General features: G+C 55.4%; 16 protein-coding genes. 8 read left to right on the forward strand and 8 right to left on the reverse strand.

The annotated features are described in order from the left end of the window. Positions 1–7 precede the first annotated feature (7 nt). Both QK300_RS09745 and QK300_RS09750 read right to left on the reverse strand, forming a co-directional pair. Complete coding sequence (locus QK300_RS09745) at positions 8–1,705, reverse strand: alpha-glucosidase (protein ID WP_281301501.1); 1,698 nt, start codon at positions 1,703–1,705, stop codon at positions 8–10. Continuing rightward, the gene (locus tag QK300_RS09750; RefSeq protein WP_281301502.1) at positions 1,692–3,593 is read right to left on the reverse strand and encodes an alpha-amylase family glycosyl hydrolase; all 1,902 of its coding nucleotides are present in this window, start codon (positions 3,591–3,593) and stop codon (positions 1,692–1,694) included. The genes QK300_RS09745 and QK300_RS09750 overlap by 14 nt, the downstream gene beginning before the upstream one ends. On the opposite strand from QK300_RS09750, the gene QK300_RS09755 reads away from it, so the two are divergent. The 3 genes from QK300_RS09755 (at position 3,565) to QK300_RS09765 (ending at position 5,563) form a co-directional block, all read left to right on the forward strand. Continuing rightward, a complete protein-coding gene (locus tag QK300_RS09755; RefSeq protein WP_281301503.1) occupies positions 3,565–3,792 on the forward strand; it encodes a hypothetical protein in 228 nt (75 codons plus the stop codon). The genes QK300_RS09750 and QK300_RS09755 overlap by 29 nt on opposite strands. Positions 3,793–3,926: 134 nt before the next feature. Beyond that, on the forward strand, positions 3,927–5,219 hold the full coding sequence (locus tag QK300_RS09760) for a sulfite oxidase (protein ID WP_281301504.1): 1,293 nt from the start codon (positions 3,927–3,929) through the stop codon (positions 5,217–5,219). Continuing rightward, the gene (locus tag QK300_RS09765) at positions 5,216–5,563 is read left to right on the forward strand and encodes a hypothetical protein (RefSeq protein WP_281301505.1); all 348 of its coding nucleotides are present in this window, start codon (positions 5,216–5,218) and stop codon (positions 5,561–5,563) included. The genes QK300_RS09760 and QK300_RS09765 overlap by 4 nt, the downstream gene beginning before the upstream one ends. A gap of 36 nt (positions 5,564–5,599) precedes the next feature. Here the strand turns inward: QK300_RS09765 and QK300_RS09770 are convergent, their stop codons facing one another. The 4 genes from QK300_RS09770 to QK300_RS09785 form a co-directional block, all read right to left on the reverse strand. Then, positions 5,600–6,769 (reverse strand): isovaleryl-CoA dehydrogenase, encoded by a 1,170-nt coding sequence (locus QK300_RS09770; RefSeq protein ID WP_281301506.1) that lies wholly within the window; start codon positions 6,767–6,769, stop codon positions 5,600–5,602. A gap of 105 nt (positions 6,770–6,874) precedes the next feature. Then, positions 6,875–7,876 (reverse strand): Gfo/Idh/MocA family oxidoreductase, encoded by a 1,002-nt coding sequence (locus tag QK300_RS09775; protein ID WP_281301507.1) that lies wholly within the window; start codon positions 7,874–7,876, stop codon positions 6,875–6,877. Continuing rightward, a complete protein-coding gene (locus QK300_RS09780; protein ID WP_281301508.1) occupies positions 7,869–9,131 on the reverse strand; it encodes a dipeptidase in 1,263 nt (420 codons plus the stop codon). The genes QK300_RS09775 and QK300_RS09780 overlap by 8 nt, the downstream gene beginning before the upstream one ends. Then, a complete protein-coding gene (locus tag QK300_RS09785) occupies positions 9,128–10,819 on the reverse strand; it encodes a M28 family peptidase (protein WP_281301509.1) in 1,692 nt (563 codons plus the stop codon). The genes QK300_RS09780 and QK300_RS09785 overlap by 4 nt, the downstream gene beginning before the upstream one ends. Before the next feature lie 312 nt (positions 10,820–11,131). On the opposite strand from QK300_RS09785, the gene ald reads away from it, so the two are divergent. The 3 genes from ald to QK300_RS09800 all read left to right on the forward strand — a co-directional run bounded on the left by ald (position 11,132) and on the right by QK300_RS09800 (position 14,484). After that, complete coding sequence (gene ald, locus QK300_RS09790; protein ID WP_281301510.1) at positions 11,132–12,250, forward strand: alanine dehydrogenase; 1,119 nt, start codon at positions 11,132–11,134, stop codon at positions 12,248–12,250. A 37-nt stretch (positions 12,251–12,287) separates the two neighbouring features. Beyond that, on the forward strand, positions 12,288–13,289 hold the full coding sequence (locus QK300_RS09795) for an asparaginase (RefSeq protein WP_281301511.1): 1,002 nt from the start codon (positions 12,288–12,290) through the stop codon (positions 13,287–13,289). A gap of 142 nt (positions 13,290–13,431) precedes the next feature. Next, positions 13,432–14,484: an EAL domain-containing protein gene (locus QK300_RS09800; protein WP_281301512.1), complete on the forward strand. Its 1,053-nt coding sequence runs from the start codon at positions 13,432–13,434 to the stop codon at positions 14,482–14,484. Between the two features lie 21 nt (positions 14,485–14,505). On the opposite strand, the gene QK300_RS09805 is transcribed toward QK300_RS09800, so the two are convergent. Both QK300_RS09805 and QK300_RS09810 read right to left on the reverse strand, forming a co-directional pair. After that, complete coding sequence (locus QK300_RS09805) at positions 14,506–16,116, reverse strand: alkaline phosphatase (protein ID WP_281301513.1); 1,611 nt, start codon at positions 16,114–16,116, stop codon at positions 14,506–14,508. A gap of 24 nt (positions 16,117–16,140) precedes the next feature. Beyond that, positions 16,141–18,126 carry a serine hydrolase domain-containing protein gene (locus tag QK300_RS09810; protein ID WP_281301514.1) on the reverse strand — a complete coding sequence of 662 codons (1,986 nt, stop codon included), beginning with the start codon at positions 18,124–18,126 and terminating at the stop codon, positions 16,141–16,143. A 201-nt stretch (positions 18,127–18,327) separates the two neighbouring features. Here QK300_RS09810 and QK300_RS09815 point away from each other — a divergent pair, with 201 nt between their 5' ends. Both QK300_RS09815 and QK300_RS09820 read left to right on the forward strand, forming a co-directional pair. Beyond that, complete coding sequence (locus QK300_RS09815; RefSeq protein WP_348651868.1) at positions 18,328–19,788, forward strand: coniferyl aldehyde dehydrogenase; 1,461 nt, start codon at positions 18,328–18,330, stop codon at positions 19,786–19,788. Positions 19,789–19,858: 70 nt separating this feature from the next. After that, positions 19,859–20,617 (forward strand): hypothetical protein, encoded by a 759-nt coding sequence (locus QK300_RS09820; protein WP_281301516.1) that lies wholly within the window; start codon positions 19,859–19,861, stop codon positions 20,615–20,617. Positions 20,618–20,622: the final 5 nt, after the last annotated feature.

Below are 20,622 nucleotides of genomic sequence, written 5' to 3' on the forward strand. Positions count from 1 at the left end.
CAGCGCTTTATCTGCCCTCTTCGTGGCTCAGGATGCAGCCGCCAAAGGGGGGCAGATGCAGGCCGCCAGCCTTGATCGATCCATCCAGCCCCGTGATAGCAAGCTTTGACCACTGGCCGGTGCTTTGGGGGCCGGTGCTTTGGGGATGCCAATCCAAAGGATCGGGGCCCAGATTGAAAGCGCACAGCAGGCGATCATCGCCATGGCGGCGTTCAAAAGCCACGATGGGTTCGGGGCTTTCAAAAAAATGGAGGGAGCCATGGCGCAGGGCCGGGTGGTTCTTGCGCAGGGCCAGAAAATCCTGCATCTGCCGATAGCAGGATCGGGGATCGGCCTGCTGGCCATCGGCAGCCAAAGCCAGATGATCAGGATCGATGGGCAGCCAGGGCTCGGTGGTTGAAAACCCGGCATGAGAGCTCTGGGCCTGCCATGGCATGGGGGTGCGGGCCCCATCGCGGCCCAGCGTATCGGGCCAATTGGCAATGGCTTCGGGATCGGCGAGCCGGGCATAGGGAATATCGGCCTGGCTTAGCCCCAATTCCTGCCCCTGATAGATGAACACCGTGCCGCGCAGGCTGCATAATAGCGTGTTCAGGGTCTTGGCAAAACGCGGATCATGTTCACCCCCGCGATCCCGGCCCCAGCGGGATGCCACCCTTGGGGCATCATGATTGCTGAATGCCCAGCTTGGCCAGGCGCTGTTATCTGCCTGATCCCAGGCCGAAACCGCTTCATTTACAAGCTGTGCGCTTAGCCGATCATTTTCAATGAAAACAAAGCTATAGGCCGTGTGTAAACGATCTGCACCCTCAACATAAGAAATCAATTCCTCAAGGGAGCTGTGATCGCCGATTTCGGCAACGGTAAAGCGATCCTCATAACTGTCGATAAGCGCCCGCAAACGCGCGATGAAAGCAAAGTTTTCGGGCCGCGAGCGATTATAAAGATGCTCTTGAAAATCATAGGGCCGCAAGCCGCTGCGACCGCTGGGTGGATTATCGCGCAATTGGGCATCATGCATATAGAAATTGGCGGCATCCAGCCGAAAGCCATCCACGCCGCGATCAAGCCAGAAACGGGCAATATCCAAAATCGCATCCTGCACTGCTTGATTGCGCAGATTGAGATCGGGCTGTTCGCTTAAGAAATTATGCAGATAATATTGTTTCCGGCGGCCATCCCATGTCCAGGCCGCGCCTTTGAACAGGGATTGCCAGTTATTGGGCGGGCCGCCATCTTTTTTCGGATCGGCCCACACATACCAATCGGCCTTGGGATTGCTGCGATCCCGGCGGCTTTCCAAAAACCATGGATGCTGATCCGAACTATGGGAATAGACCTGATCGATAATCAGCTTCAGCCCCAGGGTATGGGCTTTTTCCAAAACCGCGTCGAAATCATCGAGTGTGCCGAAAATGGGATCGACATTGCAGAAATCGGCAACATCATAGCCATAATCCACCATTGGCGAGGTGAAAAAGGGCGAAATCCAGATCGCATCCACCCCCAAAGCGGCAATATAATCAAGATGATCCAATATGCCTTTCAGATCCCCGATGCCATCACCATCGGCATCGGCAAAGCTGCGGGGATAGATCTGATAGATCACCGCACCGCGCCACCAGGGTTCTTCAGGATGCCTCCGTTCATCCGGCCTGTTCGGGGCAGACTCATGGCGTGATCTGATGATGTCATTCTTTGTCATAAAGGCCCCATACAGCAAAAGATAAAGGGGGAAGGTGAAGCTGCAGATCACCGCTGACAGCATCGCGCACCGCTTGCCCATCCCCAAGCAAAAGGCCGGGCTCGTCCGCAGTAATTCCTGATGCTTTCAGGGTGCTCAATCGTGCGTTTTGTGGAGTTTCAGCGCTATTGATGGCGATCAGGAGTGCCGCGCCGCTTTGCACATCGATCCGGGAAAAGGCGTAAATCCCAGCAGTTTCTGCCGCAAAATGGCTGATCTGCTCCCCCCGGCGCAAGGCAGGATGGGCGCGGTAAAGGGCTGCGAATTTGCCAAGGCTGCGATAAAGGGGGTGGGTGGGGTCAAAATTATCCTCGGCCGTGCTGGCGTCACTGCCGATCAGGCGATTATCGTTATAAACCGCAACTTTGCTTTTAAACATATCTTCGCGGGCATCCTGATCATGGCCATCGCCGGTGAAACCCTGTTCATCGCCAGAATAGATCACCGGCACCCCACGCGCGAAAAACATCAGGGCATGAGCCATGCGCAGACGCTTGAGCAGCATCTCGTCATCGGCATCGGCGCCAAATTTTTTGAGGAGAAAATGCCCAAAGCGGCCCATATCATGATTGCCCAGAAAAGTGGGCAAAAGGCCGGCATCGCTCCAATCACTTTGATACAGCCGGTCGGCGGCGAAAAAATCTGCCAGCATCTGCGTGGGGGCCCCATCAATCAGCACCTTTTGGGCAATGGATTGAAAACCGAAATCCAGCACAGCGGGGAATTTTCCATCCCGCACATATTGGCTCAGGGCTTTGGGGTCGGGATCATAAACCTCGCCGAAAACATAGAAATGGGGATTGCCAAGGGCTGCGGCATAAGCACGGATTTCCGGCACGAAACGCTGCCAGAACGCCATATTCACATGGCGCACCGTATCGATCCGAAAGCCATCGATACCAAATTCTTTGATCCAGAATTTATAAATTTCGATCATCCCAGCCAAAACCCTGGGATGTTCGGTGAACAGATCATCAAGCCCGGCAAAATCACCATAAAGGGAATTTTCGCCCCTAAAAGTGGTCTCCCCGCGATTGTGATAATAGATGGGATCATTGAGCCATTGCGGCACCTTTATATCCGCTTCGGCCTTGGGGACAAAGGGACTATAGGCCCAATCGGGGCGGGTGAGATGGGCAAAATTCTCATCTGTTTGATAGTGTGGTTCATCCCCCATAAAGCCCTGATTGATGGCCGGGCCCTCCCGATCCCCCCGGGTGGTATAGGGATAATCCGCCAAAGAGCGATAAGGGCAAATATTTTCCCCTTGGCATTCCTGATATTGGATCACATCGGCTGTGTGATTGGTGATGATATCGAAAATGACCTTGATGCCCCGATCATGGGCCATGCGGACCAGATCTTTCAAATCCTGATTGCTGCCGAAATGGGGATCGATACGGGTGAAATCGGTGATCCAATAGCCATGATAGGCTGCCGATTCCTGTCCCTTGGGGCCTTGGACCGGCTTGTTTTTAAAAATTGGCGCCATCCAGATGGCCGTGATCCCCAAACCCTCCAGATAATCAAGCTTTTCGATCACCCCCTTCAGATCGCCGCCATGATAAAAGGCTTTGTGGGTGGGATCAAAGCCATGATCGAGTTTGCTGCCGGCCATTCCACCGCGATCATTGGCCGGATCGCCATTATAAAAGCGATCAGGCAGCATGAAATAGATGACATCATCCTTGATCGGGCGATCTTTGACCGGCAGCAGATGCGGCTCATTTTTGTTTAAGATTTGGGGCTCTATCTTTTTGGAATTGCTGATCAGGCTTTGCCCATGGGCCTCGGCCCCCTGAAAAAAGGTGCCCAAGGCGGTGAAAAATGCAAAAATCACCACCATCATGACAGAGCATTGCCATGCGAAGGCAGAGGCCATTATCCATTTATTTCTGCCATTTATCATGATCAAAACCCCCGTCACCCTGCCTGTATCAGAATCGTTTATGGTATTTTATGCTAAAGATTTTGCACAAAAATGCAATAATGACAAGAAAATTGCAAAAACGAATGAGGTCAAAAAACGGCTGTTTTGTTCTGATTAAAAAACAGGGGGATTGCATGGCCGCAAGCCAAGCCTCGCACGCTGGTGAAGGCAAGGTGACTTTACCGCAATAGAAAAACTAAGCATAATGAGCAGGTCATCTATTTTATCGGATTTAATCACCAAGAGGCAGGCATGTCGGACCCCAAACCCACTCCTCTCACGGACTTTTATGCGGATAATCCGCTGGAAGCCGAAGCCCGATTATTTGGGCGGAAGGCCCATGCGGATCGGCGCGGTTTTTTGCGCGGTGCGGGGCTTGCGGCTTTTGGGGCGGCCTTGGGCGCTGCGGTGCCCTTTCATCGCCATTTTCCCGCCGGGCTTATCCCCCATGCCTTGGCGCAGGGCAGTGTTGTTGCGGGGAAGGATGGCTTGATCATTTTGAATGACCGGCCTTTCAATGCCGAAACCCCGGCGCATCTCCTTGATGATCCTATCACCCCCATTGCGCGGCATTTCATTCGCAATAATGGCCTTCCGCCCGAAGATATGTCGGCCACGGATTGGCGTTTGCGCATCGATGGCCTTGTGGATCGGCCGATGACCTTATCCATCGCGGATTTAAAGCGCGATTTTGAAACGGTCACCGAACGATTGGTGATTGAATGTGGCGGCAATGGCCGGGCTTTTTTTGAACCGGGTGCCAGCGGCAATCAATGGACGGTGGGGGCCGTGGCCTGTGCGGAATGGACCGGCGTGCGGCTGGCCGATGTGCTCAAAGCCGCAGGGGTGAAGGATGATGTGATCTACACCGCTCATGAAGGGGCGGATAGCCATTTATCGGGGGATCCATCCAAAATGCCCCTGTCGCGCGGGGTGCCTATCGAAAAAGCCATGGATCCGCACAATCTGATCGCCTTTGGCATGAATGGCGGCGATATCCATCCCATGAATGGGGCGCCTTTGCGGCTGGTGGTGCCGGGCTGGCCGGGAAGCTGCTCGCAAAAATGGCTCACCCGCATCTGGCTGCGCGATCAGGTGCATGATGGCGCCAAGATGACCGGCACCAGCTATCGCGTGCCGCGCTTTCCCGTGGCCCCGGGAACCGATGTTGCGGAAAGTGATTTCGAGATCATCGAAGCGATGCCGGTGAAATCCCTGATCACCCATCCGGTGGATGGCATGGCTCTTTCCAAGCCGGCGCTGGATGTGCGCGGCCATGCCTGGGTGGGCGAGGGGAAAGTGGCGCAGATGCACATAAGCCATGATTTCGGCGCCACATGGCAAGAGGCCGAATTGGATGAGCCCGCCAATCCCTTTGCCTGGCAGCAATGGCGCGGGCATATCAGCTTTCCGGAACCGGGCTATTATGAAATCTGGGCGAAAGCGACCGATGATCGCGGCATATCTCAGCCCTTTACCATTGGCTGGAATCCCAAGGGCTATCTCAATAATTTCTATCATCGCATCGCGGTAACGGTGGCATGATGATGAAATTCGGCTGGTTTGTTATGCTCGCTTTGCTGGTGGGGTCTGAGGTTCATGCCCAACAGGCAGATGAAGATTTCGATCCGGATATGCCACCTGAAATGGCCATGATGCAGGCGGGCGAGGGACGCGAAACCACATTTTATATGTGTTCGGCCTGCCATTCGATGAAGCTGGTCACCCAGCAAAGGCTGAGCCGCGATCGCTGGGATTATCTGTTGGACTGGATGACAAAAGAACAGGGCATGCCCCCCCTCGATGATGAGATGAGGGGGGAAATCCTTGATTATCTCAGCACCAGCTATGGCCCCGATCAAAGCAGCCGCAAAACCCAAAGGCGCTGAAATCCTGCGGCCTGAAAAGTCCCAACCCTTAAAGGATTAGGCGGTTTCGCCAAAAAGCTCGCGGCCGATCAGCATCCGGCGGATTTCCGATGTGCCCGCGCCGATCTCATAAAGCTTCGCATCGCGCAGTAATCGGCCCGTGGGATATTCATTGATATAGCCATTGCCGCCCAGCGCCTGAATGGCTTCAAGGGCCATTTGCGTGGCTTTTTCCGCTGCGTATAAAATGCAACCGGCCGCATCCTTGCGGGTGGTTTCGCCGCGATCACAGGATTGCGCCACCGCATAAACATAGGATCGGCAGGCCCCATAGCTTGTGTACATATCGGCGATTTTCCCCTGCATCAGTTGAAATTCGCCGATGGGACGGCCAAATTGCTGGCGCTCATGCAGATAGGGCAAAACCACATCCAAACAGGCACGCATGATCCCCAAAGGCCCTGCGGCCAGCACCACCCGTTCATAATCAAGGCCCGACATCAAAACCCGCACACCCTTGTTTTCTTCGCCAACCAGTTGATCAAGGCCGATTTTGGCCCCATCGAAAACCAGTTCGCAGGTATTGGAGCCGCGCATCCCCAATTTATCGAGCTTTTGCGCCGTGGTGAAACCGGGGGTATCTTTTTCCACCAGAAAAGCCGAAATGCCTTTCGATCCGGCATCAGGATCGGTTTTGGCATACACCAAAAGCACATCGGCATCCGGGCCATTGGTGATCCACATTTTATTGCCGGTGATGACATAGCCGTCATTGTGCTTCACGGCCCGGGTTTTCATCGAAACCACATCCGATCCCGCCCCGGGTTCCGACATCGCCAGCGCGCCCACATATTCGCCGGAAATCAGCTTGGGCAGATAGGCTTTTTTCTGCGCCTCGCTGCCATTGATGACGATCTGATTGATGCACAGATTGCTGTGGGCACCATAGCTCAGCCCCACCGATGCCGATGCCCGGCTGATTTCTTCCATCACGATACAATGGGCAAGATAACCCATATCCGCGCCGCCATAGGCTTCGGGGGCGGTGATCCCCAAAAGGCCGATTTCCCCCATCGCGGGCCACAGATCCCGGGGGAAGGTGTTTGTGGCATCGATTTCGGCGGCACGCGGGGCGATTTTATCCTCGGCAAAGCGCCGCGCTGTTTCGCGCAGCATATCAAGCTCTTCACCATGATCAAAACGCAGGGTTGGAAAGTCGAAAAACATCTCTGTGGTCCCGATTTTATGGAGTTTTTACGGTCGGCCCATTCTTAGCGCGATTTATGGCCCCTGTCCAAACTAAGGATGGTCCAAGCCAAGGATGGCCGCCCTTTATGGAAGGGAGGCAGCATGGCGCACCAGATCGATAGCGCGCATATTGTTGATGCTGTCGGCCCCTTCTGTCGGCAGGGACTGGCCTTCGAAAAGAGCCCGCTTCACCGCCAATAACTGACATTCCATCGTTGTGGGGCCGCTGATTTCCCCTTCCTCGCTGCCTTCAAGGGTTTCGATGATATAATGATGGCCGCGGTCCGGGGCGAGGGGGTTTTTTACAAACAGGCGGCCTGCGCTGCCTTCGATCAGCAGATGATTGCCCCGCTCGGCTTCAGTATCCATCCGCATGGTGATGGCGCATTGGGTATCGCCACAGCTAAATTCCGCGCCCACCGCTTCATCCACGCCGTCTTTCACAATCGCTTCGGCCACCATGTTTTCCGGTTCATGCCCGGTCAGGCTTCGGCACCAATGCAGGGGATAGCAGCCCATATCCATCAAAACGCCACCCCCCAGGGCCTGATGGCGGCGAAATTCGGATGCGGAATCGCTGATGGGCGTGCTGAAGGTGGCACTGATATGCTGCAACTGCCCTAATTGGCCGCTTTTGACATGCGCCAAAATCATCGAAAACAGCGGATGATAGCGATAGTGAAAGGCTTCGATCAGCCTTTTGCCGGTTTTGCGCGCAACCGCAACCATGGCGCGGGCTTCCATTTCATCAAGGGCGAAGGGCTTTTCACACAGCACATGCTTGCCCGCCTCCATGGCCTTGATGCACCAATCGGCATGAAAAGCGGGCGGCAGGGCATTATAGACCAGATCCACGTCTGCGCGATTGATCAGGGCAGCATAATCATCGGCCACCTCGAGGATGCCATGCTCTTCGGCAAAGGCTTCGGCCCGGCTTTTATCGCGGGCGGCAATGGCCATCAGATCAATATCGCCATGCAGCGCCGAGGGCTCAACTATGGCCCGTGGGGTGATGCGTGCGGCCCCCAAAAGCCCGATGCGCAAAATCTGCGCCGCCCCGTCTTTATTCAGCGTGTCTTTATTCATTGGCGGGTGCTGTGGCATCATTCTGCGCCTCGTTTGCGTGATCTTCAACCGCCCGCCACAGGCGCATCAGATTGCGGCCCATGATTTTTTCGATCCCGGCTTCATCATAGCCGCGCTGCAAAAGCCCTTTGATCAGATTGGGATAGGCCGACACATCCTTCAGCCCCACCGGCAGGCTATCGCCTACGCCATCATAATCCGATCCAATACCCACGGCATCGATCCCGGCGATTTCAACCACATGATCGATATGATCCAACACATGGGATAAGGTGGCAAAGGGATAGGGGTTTTCGGCGCGATAACGTGTCTCGAAAGCGGTTTCCAGCTCTGCGCTTGCCTCTTGTTCGGTTTCTTCAAGCCAGGCTTCATAGGCGGTATCGAGGCGTTTATTATAGCCATTGGCGGCTTCGGTGAGAAAGGCCGAACCGAAATTGATCATGATCACGCCCCCTTTGGCGGCCATGGCCTTGATCATGTCATCCGCCATATTGCGCTCGAATCCCGGGGTGAAATGCCGGGCCGAGCTATGGGTGGCCAGCACCGGTGTGGCGCTTTCATCCATCACATCCCAAAAAGCCTGATCCGATATATGCGAGACATCGATCATGATCCCCATGCGGTTCATGGCATGGACGAGGCTTGTGCCGAATGCGGTCAGCCCATCATGGGGGCGGGCTTCATCATAAGAGCTATCGGCGATATGGTTGGAGCGCGAATGGGCCAAAGTGATATAGCGGATGCCGCGCTTATAAAAATGATCGAGCAGATCAAGGCTGCCCGCGATGGGGGCGCCATTTTCCATGCCCAAAGGCAAAGCGATCCTGCCCGCCGCCCGGGCTGCCATCACATCATCGGTGCTGCGGGCAATGGTGGCTTGATCGGGGGCTGTGGCCATGATCCGTTCCACCAGATCGATCATTTGATCGGCATGATCCGTGGCTTTGCCCGGCGCCTCGAATTCATAAGCCGCAGGGGTGTAGATCGACATGAAAGCCACATCAAGCCCCCCCGCAAAAGCCCGGGGGAAATCGAAATCACCATCAACTGTGGGCCGGGTCACATCTTCATAAAGCTTATGCAACCGATAAGGCACATCGATATGGGTATCGGCGATCAGAAATTGGTGGGCCAGTTTTTCCGCCCGGGCTTCAAGGCTTTGGGATGCGCCGGATGCCGGATCGCTGTTTTTGGGGGCCTGATCGCAGGCCGCGAGGACAAAAAGCCCGCATAAGGCAAAGAAGGGGGATTTCATTGGGCGTCCTCCAGATCCTGTTCGCGGATGGCGCGAAATTCCGATCCTTCCTTCCATAAGGGCCAACGATCCCCATAAGCCAGTTGATGGCCGATCTCGTAAAACAGCAATAAATCCTCCACCGCCCCTGATAAATCCCAGTTCGGATCATATTCATCGGCGGGCTTGTGATAGGCCCGATCGATATAATCCTGCTGCTGCGCCAATCCCCATTCGCGGCCATGGGCGCGGCTATCAACCCCGCTATCGGCATAAAGGGCGGGGATACCCACCTTGGCGAGGCTGAAATGATCGGAGCGATAAAAATAGCCGTTTTGCGGTGTGGGTTCGGCTACCACCATGCGATCCTGCTTTTGGGCGGCGGCTTCCAGCATATCCTGCAGATCATTCTGCTGCCAGCCGATAAGGGTGATATCCTTCGTCGGGCCATGGATATTCAGCCCATCCATATTGATCGCGGCAACGGTTTTATGGGGGGCAAAGGCGGGATGGGCGGCATAATAAGCCGATCCCAAAAGTCCTTGCTCTTCTGCTGTTACCGCCAGAAAGGCAACAGACCTGCGGGGCGGGGTTGGGGCCTTGCTGAAGGCATCGGCCAGCACCATCAGCCCCGCCGTGCCCGTGGCATTATCAAGCGCCCCATTATAGATTTTATCGCCCTTCAGGCTGGGATCGGTGCCCAGATGATCCCAATGGGCCATATAGATCAGCGCTTCATCCGGCGCGGTGGCTCCCTCACGCACCGCCATCACATTATGGGATGTGGTATGGCGCACAGTGCTGTTGAGCTTCGCTGAAAATGTGACGGGCAGGGGCATGGCCTTAAAATCGGGGGAAAGGGCGAGCGCTTGGGCCTCATCCAATGTCAGATCACCACGTTGGAGCAAAGCCGTGGCAGCGGACGAGGAGACCCAAGCTTCCACGGCCACCCGGCTTTGGCCTTTATCTTCTGAAACGAGGCTGAATTGCGGGCCGGACCAGCTTGATTGCACCACATCCCATGGATAGCCAGCGGGGTCTTTTTGATGGATCAGAAGAGCGGCAGCAGCGCCCTGACGGGCGGCTTCCTCAAATTTATAGGTCCAGCGGCCATAATAGGTCATCGCCTTGCCATTAAAGATTGCGGGGTCGCCGCTGGCATAGCCCGGATCATTGATCAGCATCAGCACGGTTTTACCCCTAACATCGATGCCTTCATAATCATTCCAGCCATAGTCTGGCGCGTTGATGCCATAGCCCACGAAAACCACCTCCGAACCCTCGACTGTGATCTCGGGCTCTTCGCGCAAACTCCAGGCCAGAATTTGGCTGCCATAGCCCATCCCTAAGGCCTCACCCTCTTTGGTAAAGGCGGCATGAAAGCGGCCCCCTTTGGGATTGACAGTGATTTCAGCCAAGGGAACGGGCTGAACATAGCTGTCGCCAAAACCCGGCTTCAGGCCAAGCGCGCGAAAATGCTGCTCCAGAAAAGCGATGGTTTTTTCTTCGCCTTCGCTGGCGGGGGCCCGGCCCGCAAATTCATCGGATGCAAGGGTCGCGGTATATTGATGCAGGCTGCTGGCCATGGCGTTTTGATCAAGCGCCTGATTGCCATTTTGGCCGCCAGTTTGATCGCCAGTTTGGTCGCCAGTTTGGTCGCAACCGGCCAGCACCAAAAGGCCCGCACCCAAAAGCCATGCTTTCAACATTTCTTGTCCCTGCGTGATGATTAAAATCTGTTGAGAGGTTTGCAGGCGGATGCGCCAAGGTCAAGCAGCCATTGCGAACTCTATCGCGTGCCCCCTCAATGGCCCGCATGGATTGCTTATAATGAAATGCTGGAAACACCGCTTATTTTATGCCTTAATCTTTCCAAATGATCAAAAAATATGAAGCTTTCGATCAAAGTTGCGCCGGGGTGGGAAGGGGGCACCCACAAGGAAAGACAGGGCGGTTTTATCATTGTATAAAGGCGCAGGAAATCAGGGCCGCACAGCGGTTTAACAAAAATGGAGTGTGCTATGCTTGTGGGTGTTCCCAAGGAAATCAAGAATCTTGAATTTCGTGTCGGTTTGACGCCTTCCAGCGTGCGCGAACTGATTTCCCATGGCCATCAGGTCATCGTGCAGAAATCCGCCGGGCATGAGATTGATCTGGGCGACGCGCTTTATCAGGCAGCAGGGGCCGAAATCGTTGATAGCGCGCAAGAAATCTTTGCCCGTGCCGATATGATCGTGAAGGTAAAGGAACCGCAGGCAGCGGAATTGAAAATGCTGCGGGAAGGCCAGATTTTGTTCACTTATCTGCATCTGGCGCCCGATCCCGATCAAACCCGTGGCCTGCTCGATTCCGGCGCCATCGCGATTGCCTATGAAACGGTGACCGATGCCCGGGGCGGCTTGCCCCTGCTGGCGCCGATGAGCGAAGTGGCGGGCCGGATGTCCATTCAGGCGGGTGCCCATTGTCTTGAGATGCGTCAGGGTGGCCGTGGGATGCTGCTGGGCGGGGTGCCCGGCGTGCCTTCGGCCAATGTGGTGATCATCGGCGGCGGTGTGGTGGGCACCAATGCGGCGCGGATGGCCATGGGGATGGAAGCCCATGTGACCGTGCTGGATAAATCCATTCGCCGCCTGCAGGAACTGGATTTCCAGTTCGGTTCGAAATTGAATACTGTGTTCTCAACCGTCGATGCGGTGGAAGAACATGTGCTGGGGGCCGATCTGGTGGTGGGGGCCGTTCTGGTGCCCGGTGCCGCAGCGCCCAAGATCGTCAGCCGCGAAATGGTTTCGCGCATGAAGCGCGGTTCGGTGCTGGTGGATGTGGCCATCGATCAGGGCGGCTGCTTTGCCACATCCCGGGCCACCACCCATAATGATCCCATCTATCTGGTTGATGATGTGGTGCATTATTGCGTGGCCAATATGCCCGGCGGGGTGGCGCGCACCTCCACTTTTGCGCTCAATAATGTGACCTTGCCTTTTGCTCTCGCTTTGGCCGACAAGGGCTATAAAAAAGCCCTGAGCGATGATCTCCATCTGCGCAATGGGCTGAATGTGCATCGTGGTCATCTTACTTATGAAGCGGTGGCACAGGATCTGGGTGTTGATTATGTGTCGGCTGAAAAGGCCTTGGGGGCCTGATCGGTTCGGCGCGCTTTCTATGAATATGGGATAAGGGATGGCAAAGCCGCAGATTGCCCTGTTTACCATGGGTGGCACGATTGCCATGACCAATGGTCCGGATGGCGGGGCGGTGCCCAGCCTTGATGGGGCGTCGCTGATTGCGGCGGTTCCCGCTCTTGGCGATCTGGCGGATATTTCCATCACCGAACTGGCGCGGCTGGGCAGTGCCAATATCGGCTTGCCGCAGATCATCCATCTGGCCCGCCTTGTCAATCAAGCGGTGGCCGATGGCATCGATGGCATTGTGGTGACCCAGGGCACCGATAGCCTTGCCTATAGCGCCTTTGCCTTATCGATGCTGATCGATGTGCCGGTGCCGGTGATCTTTACCGGGGCGATGCGGCATCCCACCATGCTATCGGCGGATGGGCCAGCCAATCTTCTGGCGGCCATGCGGGCGGCCTGTTCCCCGCAATTGCGCGGCTTTGATGTGCTTTTATGCATGAATGATGAATTGCACAGCGCGGTTTTTGCCCAAAAAACCCATATGAGCAATCTGGCGGCTTTTCAATCGCCGGGTGCAGGCCCTGTGGCCTGCCATATCGAGGGGCGCATTCATGTGCTGGCCCGGGCGATGGTTTTTGCAAAGCCTGATATGGGCGATGATCTCAGTGCGGATCATCTGCCCGCTGCAGCGCTTCATATGATTGCTTATGGCAGCACGGGGGCGGATTTGATCCTGCCCAATGACACCGCCGGGCTGGTGATCGCGGGCTTTGGCGGTGGCCATGTGCCGGAAGCGATGGCTGACCAACTGGCCGATCTTGCCGCCACCATGCCGGTAATTCTGGCCAGCCAATCAGGCGCCGGGCGGGTCTTCGAATCAACCTATGGCTATCGCGGCGCTGAAATCGATCTCATTGCGCGGGGGTTGATACCGGCTGGCTTTTTCTGTCCGCAAAAAGCTTTTATTCTTCTGAAAATTCTTCTCGCCAAAAAGGCTAAAATTGAAGGGATTCGGGCCATTTTCCAGCAATATCCGTCTTTGGTCGGATGAAAATGCTAACACTTTGTTTATTCCTCGCCGCTAACTTCAATCAATAGGGTTTTAATGACCTTGGCTCGAAATAAAGTGTCATAAGATTGAAAATGCTCATTAGTCTGGCCGCATCATTGCAAAGTCCTTTAAAGGACTATTCATGAGCATGTCTGTATTCAAGACAGATCTGCCCGAAGCCAGACCCGGTTTGGTGCGCGCCTTGCTATGGGCCAGCAATCCGGATGAAGCCATGATCTTGTCGCGAGAATTACGGGCCAAGGGCTTTACCAGCTTTGCCACCGATGCCCAAAGCGTGGTGGGGATTTTTGCCAATGATGTGGCGCTTTTGGCGCATGTTTTGGGGGAACGCCTCGATCTGGAGCAAAGGCAGACAACCAAGGCCCTTGTTTTGAATGGAAAGGCCCCGGTTTTATCGGATTTTGCCAATATCCAGACGGTAGAGCATTTCGTTCATCATCATTCTTCGCGTTGGCTTGTAAAAATGCTCGATGATCGGCGGTTTAAAAGCCAGGTGCAGCCGATTGTCGAGGTGAATGGCCGGGCGGTGATGGGCTATGAATTTCTGTTTCGCGGTCTGCGCGATGATGGCACCATGGTGCCACCCATGGAAATGTTCACGGCCGCGCGCGAGCCGAATTTGTCGGCGCGTCTTGATGCGGCAGCCCGTGATTGCGCGGTGCGCACTGCGGCACGCTTTGGAATACCGGAAAAATTGTTCATCAATGTTTTGCCCACCAGCGTTTCTTTGGGGCAATCGGCCTTTACCGATACCCTTGATCTGATCGAGGCAGCGCAGATCCCCCCCAGCCAGGTGGTTTTTGAAATTGTTGAAAGCGAAGCGGTGGCCGATATTTCGCTGCTTTCGCGGATGATCAATTTTTGCCGCAATGCGGGCTATTCCATAGCCCTTGATGATTTTGGCAGCGGGTTCAATAATCTGACCATGCTGATCGGCCTTAATCCCGATTATATCAAGCTGGATAAAAGCCTGATTTCGCGGATCAGCGATGAACCGCCGATCTGGAATCTGGTGGCCAATATGATCGATGCCGCCAAGCAATCGAATGTGAAAGTGATCGCCGAAGGGGTGGAAGACGAGCGCACCGCAAGGCTTTTAAGCGCCTTGGGTGCTGATTATATGCAAGGTTATCTGCTGGGCCGCCCCGAAGACCGCCCCAAATTGCTGGATTGAGGCGGCCTTTGAATGGGGCTTTCAGGGAGCCTTATGCGCTGTGCTGGCATAATCCATGATGTGATAGATCACATTCTGTTCCAAAACGCCGCCTGCCAGATGCGCCCAGGGGCCGGTGGCAAATAAAGCCACATCCTCGCCCCCATGGGTTTCCGATGGCAAGGGCACCAGCGCCTGCTGCTGATAGCCGGGGGCGTCAATTTCATGCTTTGCCGGATCGGGGCGCTCGCCCTTGATGGCGCCGGGGCCATTCCCATAGCCCAAAGTGGTATAGGCCTTGCCATCCGCGGCCAGGGCCGGTTCATGGGATGGGCTGCCATCTTTGGCCGGGGGCGATACCAGCCCCAAAATGGGATTGCCGCGCGCCGGATAACCCGCCATGGTGAAAACATGGCTGTGATCGGCGGTTACAAGGATCAGCGTTTCATTAAGATCCACCTTTTCCAAAGCGATTGCCACGGCCCGGGCAAAGGCCTGCCCATCTTGCAAGGCATTGAAGGCATTGCCGCCATGATGGGCATGATCGATCCGCCCGCCTTCCACCATCAGAAAATAGCCCTTGTCGTTTTTCCTGAGCATATTGATGGCGATGCCGGTCATGTCGGCCAAGGATGGCTCGCCCGGCCCGGTTCCTTGCTCCAAATCCTTGGCTCTTTGGGAGTCAAATTTCATGTGCGAAGGCTCAAACAGCCCGAGCAGATGATCGGTTTTTGCAAGATCAAGGGCGCTGAGTTGATCAAGCGATGTGACATAGGCCGCGCGATCATAGCGTTGCAGCCATTCCTGGCTAAGATCGCGGCCATCGGCGCGATTGCCTGCGCGGTCTGGATATTCGGGGTCTTTTGTTTCTTTGGGAAGGAACTGCCCGCGCCCACCGCCCATGGCAACCGTCAGCCCTTTGCCATTTTTTGGGCCAAAATCGAGGAGTTGGGTGGCGATATCCTTGCAGCCTGCGGCTTTCGCCTCGGTGGGTATGTCGCTATCATCTTCCCAATCCCGCGAAGGGCTATGGGCATAGACGGTGGCCGGCGTGGCATGGGTCAGCCGGGCAGTGGTGACAACGCCAATGGATTGGCCCGCCTGCGCGGCCTTTTCGGCAAAGCTTGATCTTTGGCCCGATTGCCAATCACCGCACTGGCCCACGGGATGCCGGGCCGCCATATTGATCACGCCGATATTGGTTTTCACCCCGGTCATCATCGCTGATGCGGTGCCTGCGGAATCGGCCACCTGCGCATTATGATTATAGGTTTTGATGAGCGCGCTATGGGGAAAGCGTTCATAGGGCATGATATTTTCTTCACCGCTTTCGCCGCGCGATTGCCCATCATAAATGCGCATGGCGGTGAGGGTGGAAATACCCATGCCATCGCCAATGAACAGGATAATGTTTTTGGCCCGGTTTTCGTTTTTCTGCACCGATAAACGCTGTTCGATGGCGGATTTGCCCGCGACCCACCAGGGGTCTGCGCTGGGGTTGGTGCTGGGATCTGTGCTAGGATCTGTGCTGGGATCGGGGGCCGTGCTCTGGGCCTGTGCCGGGCTTGTGGCCAAAAGCGCGATGAGCGCAAGGCCGAACATGCCGCCTGTGTGGCATTTGGAATGTATGAGCCGGGGGCGATGATCTGTCATATTCATGATCCGCTTGTGGTCAGGTCAAAAACCGGGGAAAAACCCCCATTGAAAAAGGGTAAACAGATAAATCAGGCTGATCGCGATGATCAGGGCCTGAAAAATCCGGGTGCCATTGTTTTTTATAGCAGCCAAAAAGGACTCATGACTAATGAAAGACTGATGACGCCCAGAGTGGCTCAGCATGGCAAGGCGGATCAGCATGGCGAGATTGGCCAGATTTATAAAAAGTGCCAAAAGCGCACCATAGCCAAGTATCGGAATCATGAGCGGGGCAAGGATGGGGCGGGCGGCGGCGATCAGCAAAATTGTCAAAAAGAAAAGCCACAAGACTGATGACAGAATCATTCCGATATGCAGCGCTTTATGTGATGGGGTCTTGATCAGTCGCGCGCTGTTTCGGCAGGCGATCAGCAGGCTGATCACCGCCAGCCCGGCAATGATCAGGCTTTGCCATAGGAACCAGGCAGGCGTGGCGGCCCAGCCGATTTTGCGGGCGGGATCAAGGCCCGTTTCATCGGTTAAAATCATCTGCCCGGATCGACTGATCCCTTTCCTGCTGATTTTTTTGAAGGCGCGCGGGGCTTCCAGCCCCTCGGCTTGATAGAGTGCCGGGCCAATCGGATGGTATAATTGGGCCTTGCCCCCATCATGATCGGGGTGGCGGATCAAAAGGCCATTGGTTTTGCTCATCTCTTTGTCAGACGGGATTTTCACCTCGATATAAAAATCGGATGGCGATAAAAGCCCGGCCACCGAGCGCAAGGGCTTGGAAAAGGGGCGATAAAGCCCGATGAAATCATCCGGGTTCTGTGCCTCAAATGCGGCGGTCTCTGGGGCGACTTGTGCATGAGGTTCATCACCGCTGGCGAAATAATGATCCACCAGAAGAGGCGGCAAAGTCTCAACAAGGCTTGCCCCGCCGGGTAGGGTGGCGGCTATGAAAATGCCAAGGTGCAGTTCGGGGATCATCACCAGATTGGCCTGAAGTATTCTCTTTTGCCCGCCTTGGTCGCTTTGGCCCAAGTGACTTCTGTGGCCAAGACCACGAAAGCCACCGGGCAGGCTATAGGTCATCAATCCATGGGCCATCCCCACCACAAAGGGGGCATTTTGAAACAGTGGTTCAAACATGCGCTGCGCTGTGTGATGACGCAATATCCGTCCATTTCGCCATTGCCCATCCGCCAGAAAGGCCCCCATCAATCGGGCTATATCGTTGGCCGTGGAGGAGAGCGCATCGGCCGTGGCCATGTGACTATCCGCCATATCAAGGGGGGCAAAGATATTCTGATCGCTATAATCGGCGATGGAAAGCCCGGTGATCTGGCTGATGATCGCAGCGCCAAGGGCGGCATTGTGCTCGGAATAAAGGGCGATTTCTCCCGCTGGGCGGCGCTGATTGGGCCTGCCCGCGCTCTCAAATCCGGCGCTATGGCTTATCAGATGGCGGATCAGGATCGGCCCGGTGGGATCGATTTCAAGCTGAAGCTGTGGGGGCAGATGCCGATTGATGGGATCATCAAGGCTGAGATAGCCGCTTTCCTGAAGCTGCATGATGGCGGTCCAGATGATGATATCCGATAGGGCACCCATCGGAAATCGGGTCGTTTCGGGATCGATCAGGTTACCATCGCTTTTCGTGCCATAGCCTTTGTTCAATAGAATTTCATCATCCTTGATGATCGCGATCATCGCCCCTGAGATGTGATCGCGGGCCATCGCCCCATGCACCACCCCATCGATGAAAGAGATAACGCCATTGATATTATTGAAATTGGGCCGGGCGTGGGCCAGGACCAGCGGGGCTTCCGACACCGGTGGCGGCGGAATGGCCCCGGGGGAATAAAGCTGGCCATCGTCTGCTTTGGTCTGGCTATCGTTATTATTCTGCGCCCCTGCCTGCGCTGTTTCGCGGTTTTGGGCCTGTGCCGGAATGGGGGGCCAGACGAAAGCCGCAACCATAAGAGCATTGAAAAGCAAGACATATGAACGCAAGGCGGATGTCATCAGGGCTGGTTCCTTGATCAGGTTTTCATGGCAGCTTTAAAATCCAACCCCGATCAGCCGGAACCCACCGCAATAGAGGGGATTAAAAAGATGCACCCAGCCTATCATATGCTAGATTAAGACCGAAACAGGGCCAAGCCTTCATTGGCCCTGCAGTGATGAACCCTGTCTTTGAAAAGGATGGATGGGATGGCCAGCCGGATGCAAGCAATTGATGCCGATCAAACGATAGAGGCCTATCGGGCAGCCATGAATGATGTTTTGGCGGCGCAGAAAAAAGCCTTTCTTGATGAGGCGCCGGTCTCAGTGAAAAGCCGCATCAACCGCCTTGACCGAACCCTTGCCATATTGGTTGATCATCAAGATGCGCTGTGTGCGGCGATGGCGCAGGATTTCGATTCTCGCCCGGTGCTGATGTCGAAATTCACCGATATCGCTTCGGCGGTGAAGGCCTTGAAATTTGCCAAGAAACATTTGCGCTATTGGATGCAGCCGGAAAAGCGCGGCCTTGAATTTCCCCTTGGGCTTTTGGGGGCATCAGGGCGGATCGCGTATCAGCCGAAAGGCGTTGTGGGCGTGATCAGCCCATGGAATTTTCCGGTCAATCTGACCTTTGCGCCCCTGGCTGGGATTTTGGCAGCGGGCAATCGGGTGATGATCAAGCCATCTGAATTGACACCGGCCACCTCGGCCTTGATGGAGCAGCTTTTCGGCCAGTATTTCGATGGCGAGGAAATTTCCGTGATCACCGGCGGGGCTGATGTGGGTCAGGCTTTTTCCTCCCTTGCCTTTGATCATCTGCTGTTTACCGGCTCCACCGCTGTGGGCCGCCATGTGATGCGGGCGGCGGCAGATAATCTGGTGCCGGTGACTTTGGAATTGGGCGGCAAATCCCCTGTGATCGTCTCGAAAAGCGCCGATCTCGAACAGATGGCTGAGCGGGTTTTGACTGGCAAGCTGATGAATGCCGGGCAGATTTGTTTGGCCCCGGATTATCTGCTGGTGCCACAGGATCGGATGGCCGCCTGTGTGGAGGCTTTGGAAAAAACAGCCGCCCGGCTTTATCCGCAAATGGATCGCCATCCTGATTATACGGCCATCATTAATAGTCGCCATCACAGCCGCTTGCAGGCTCATATCAAGGATGCCCAGGAAAAAGGGGCGCGTCTTTCGGTGTGTGGCTCGGATGGCCAGAAACAGCCCGATGATCGGGCAAGCACCACCATGCCTCTTTATATTCTGAGCGGCGTAGATGATCAGATGACGGTGATGCGCGATGAGCTTTTCGGCCCGATCCTGCCCCTTGTGGGCTATCAGTCTATTGATGAGGCCATCGCCTATATCAATGCCCATGATCGTCCTTTGGGGCTTTATTATTTTGGGCGGGATCAGGCCGAGGAGCGCCATGTGATCGCGCGCACCACATCGGGTGGGGTAACGGTGAATGATGTTTTGTGGCATGTGGCCCACGAAGATCTGCCCTTTGGGGGCATCGGCCCATCGGGCATGGGGTCTTATCATGGGGTGGAAGGCTTCAAAAGCTTCAGCCATGCCCGCACGATCTATCGGCAAACGGGCTTTAATATCACCAGATTGATTGGGGCCCTGCCGCCTTATGGCCAGGCTTTGGCAAAAACCTTGCGCTTCCAAATCAGGAAATAGATGATGCCGATGGAAGGCTTTCATGGCCTTTTGATGCGGTGATCAGGCAATGAGGAGACAGGTTATTTTTATGGCAAGGCGCAGGGCTGCCGCCCTTTTGATCATGCTTGGCGTGTTCGCTTCGTTTGCGCTCAGGGCGCAGGATGGATTGAATGAGGCGCAGGCTTATGTGGATGCGGTCAGCGTGCCTTTGTTTGAAGCCGCCCGGATCGAGCCTGAACTGCGCTTTCCCATCAAGGTGATCGAGGATGAACGCCCGGTGGCTGTGATGTTGGGCAAAAGCGAGGGGCAGATTTCCACTGCGGTGCTTTTGCTGGCGGATCAAACCGAAGAAGTGGCCGCCGCTTTGGCCCGGATCATTGCCGAACAGCAGATCGATCCCCGGCGATCGACCGGCAAGCGGGGCTATAAAATGAAGATGCATGCGCCCGGAGATGATCGCTTGCGCGGGTCTTTGACCAGTGTGGATGAAGCCTTTGCCCGCTCATCGGAACGGGCAGCGCGAGAAACTCTGAACAATCGGGAGGGATATGGACCCGCGACCGAGGAAATTCGGATGCGGGCCCGTGATCTCGATAGTTACGTGGTTGAATTGCTGCGCAAAGCCGATGCGTCGGGGCGTCCCTTGATGACCTTATATGAAAAAATGTCGCGCATGGGGGCCGGTTTGTTCGAGCGGGATGATTATGATGGCCGCATGGTGCTGAATGAGCAGATAAAGTGGCTGGCGGATCGGGTGGCCATGGATGCGGATGCACAATCCAGCCCGATTTGGCAGGCGATGGATGATGATCTGCGGGCCGTGCAGCAAAGCCTGAAAGCCCAATGAAGCCC

The sequence above is a fragment of the Iodidimonas sp. MBR-22 genome (genome assembly GCF_029946565.1).
Taxonomy (GTDB): domain Bacteria; phylum Pseudomonadota; class Alphaproteobacteria; order Sphingomonadales; family Rhodothalassiaceae; genus Iodidimonas; species Iodidimonas nitroreducens.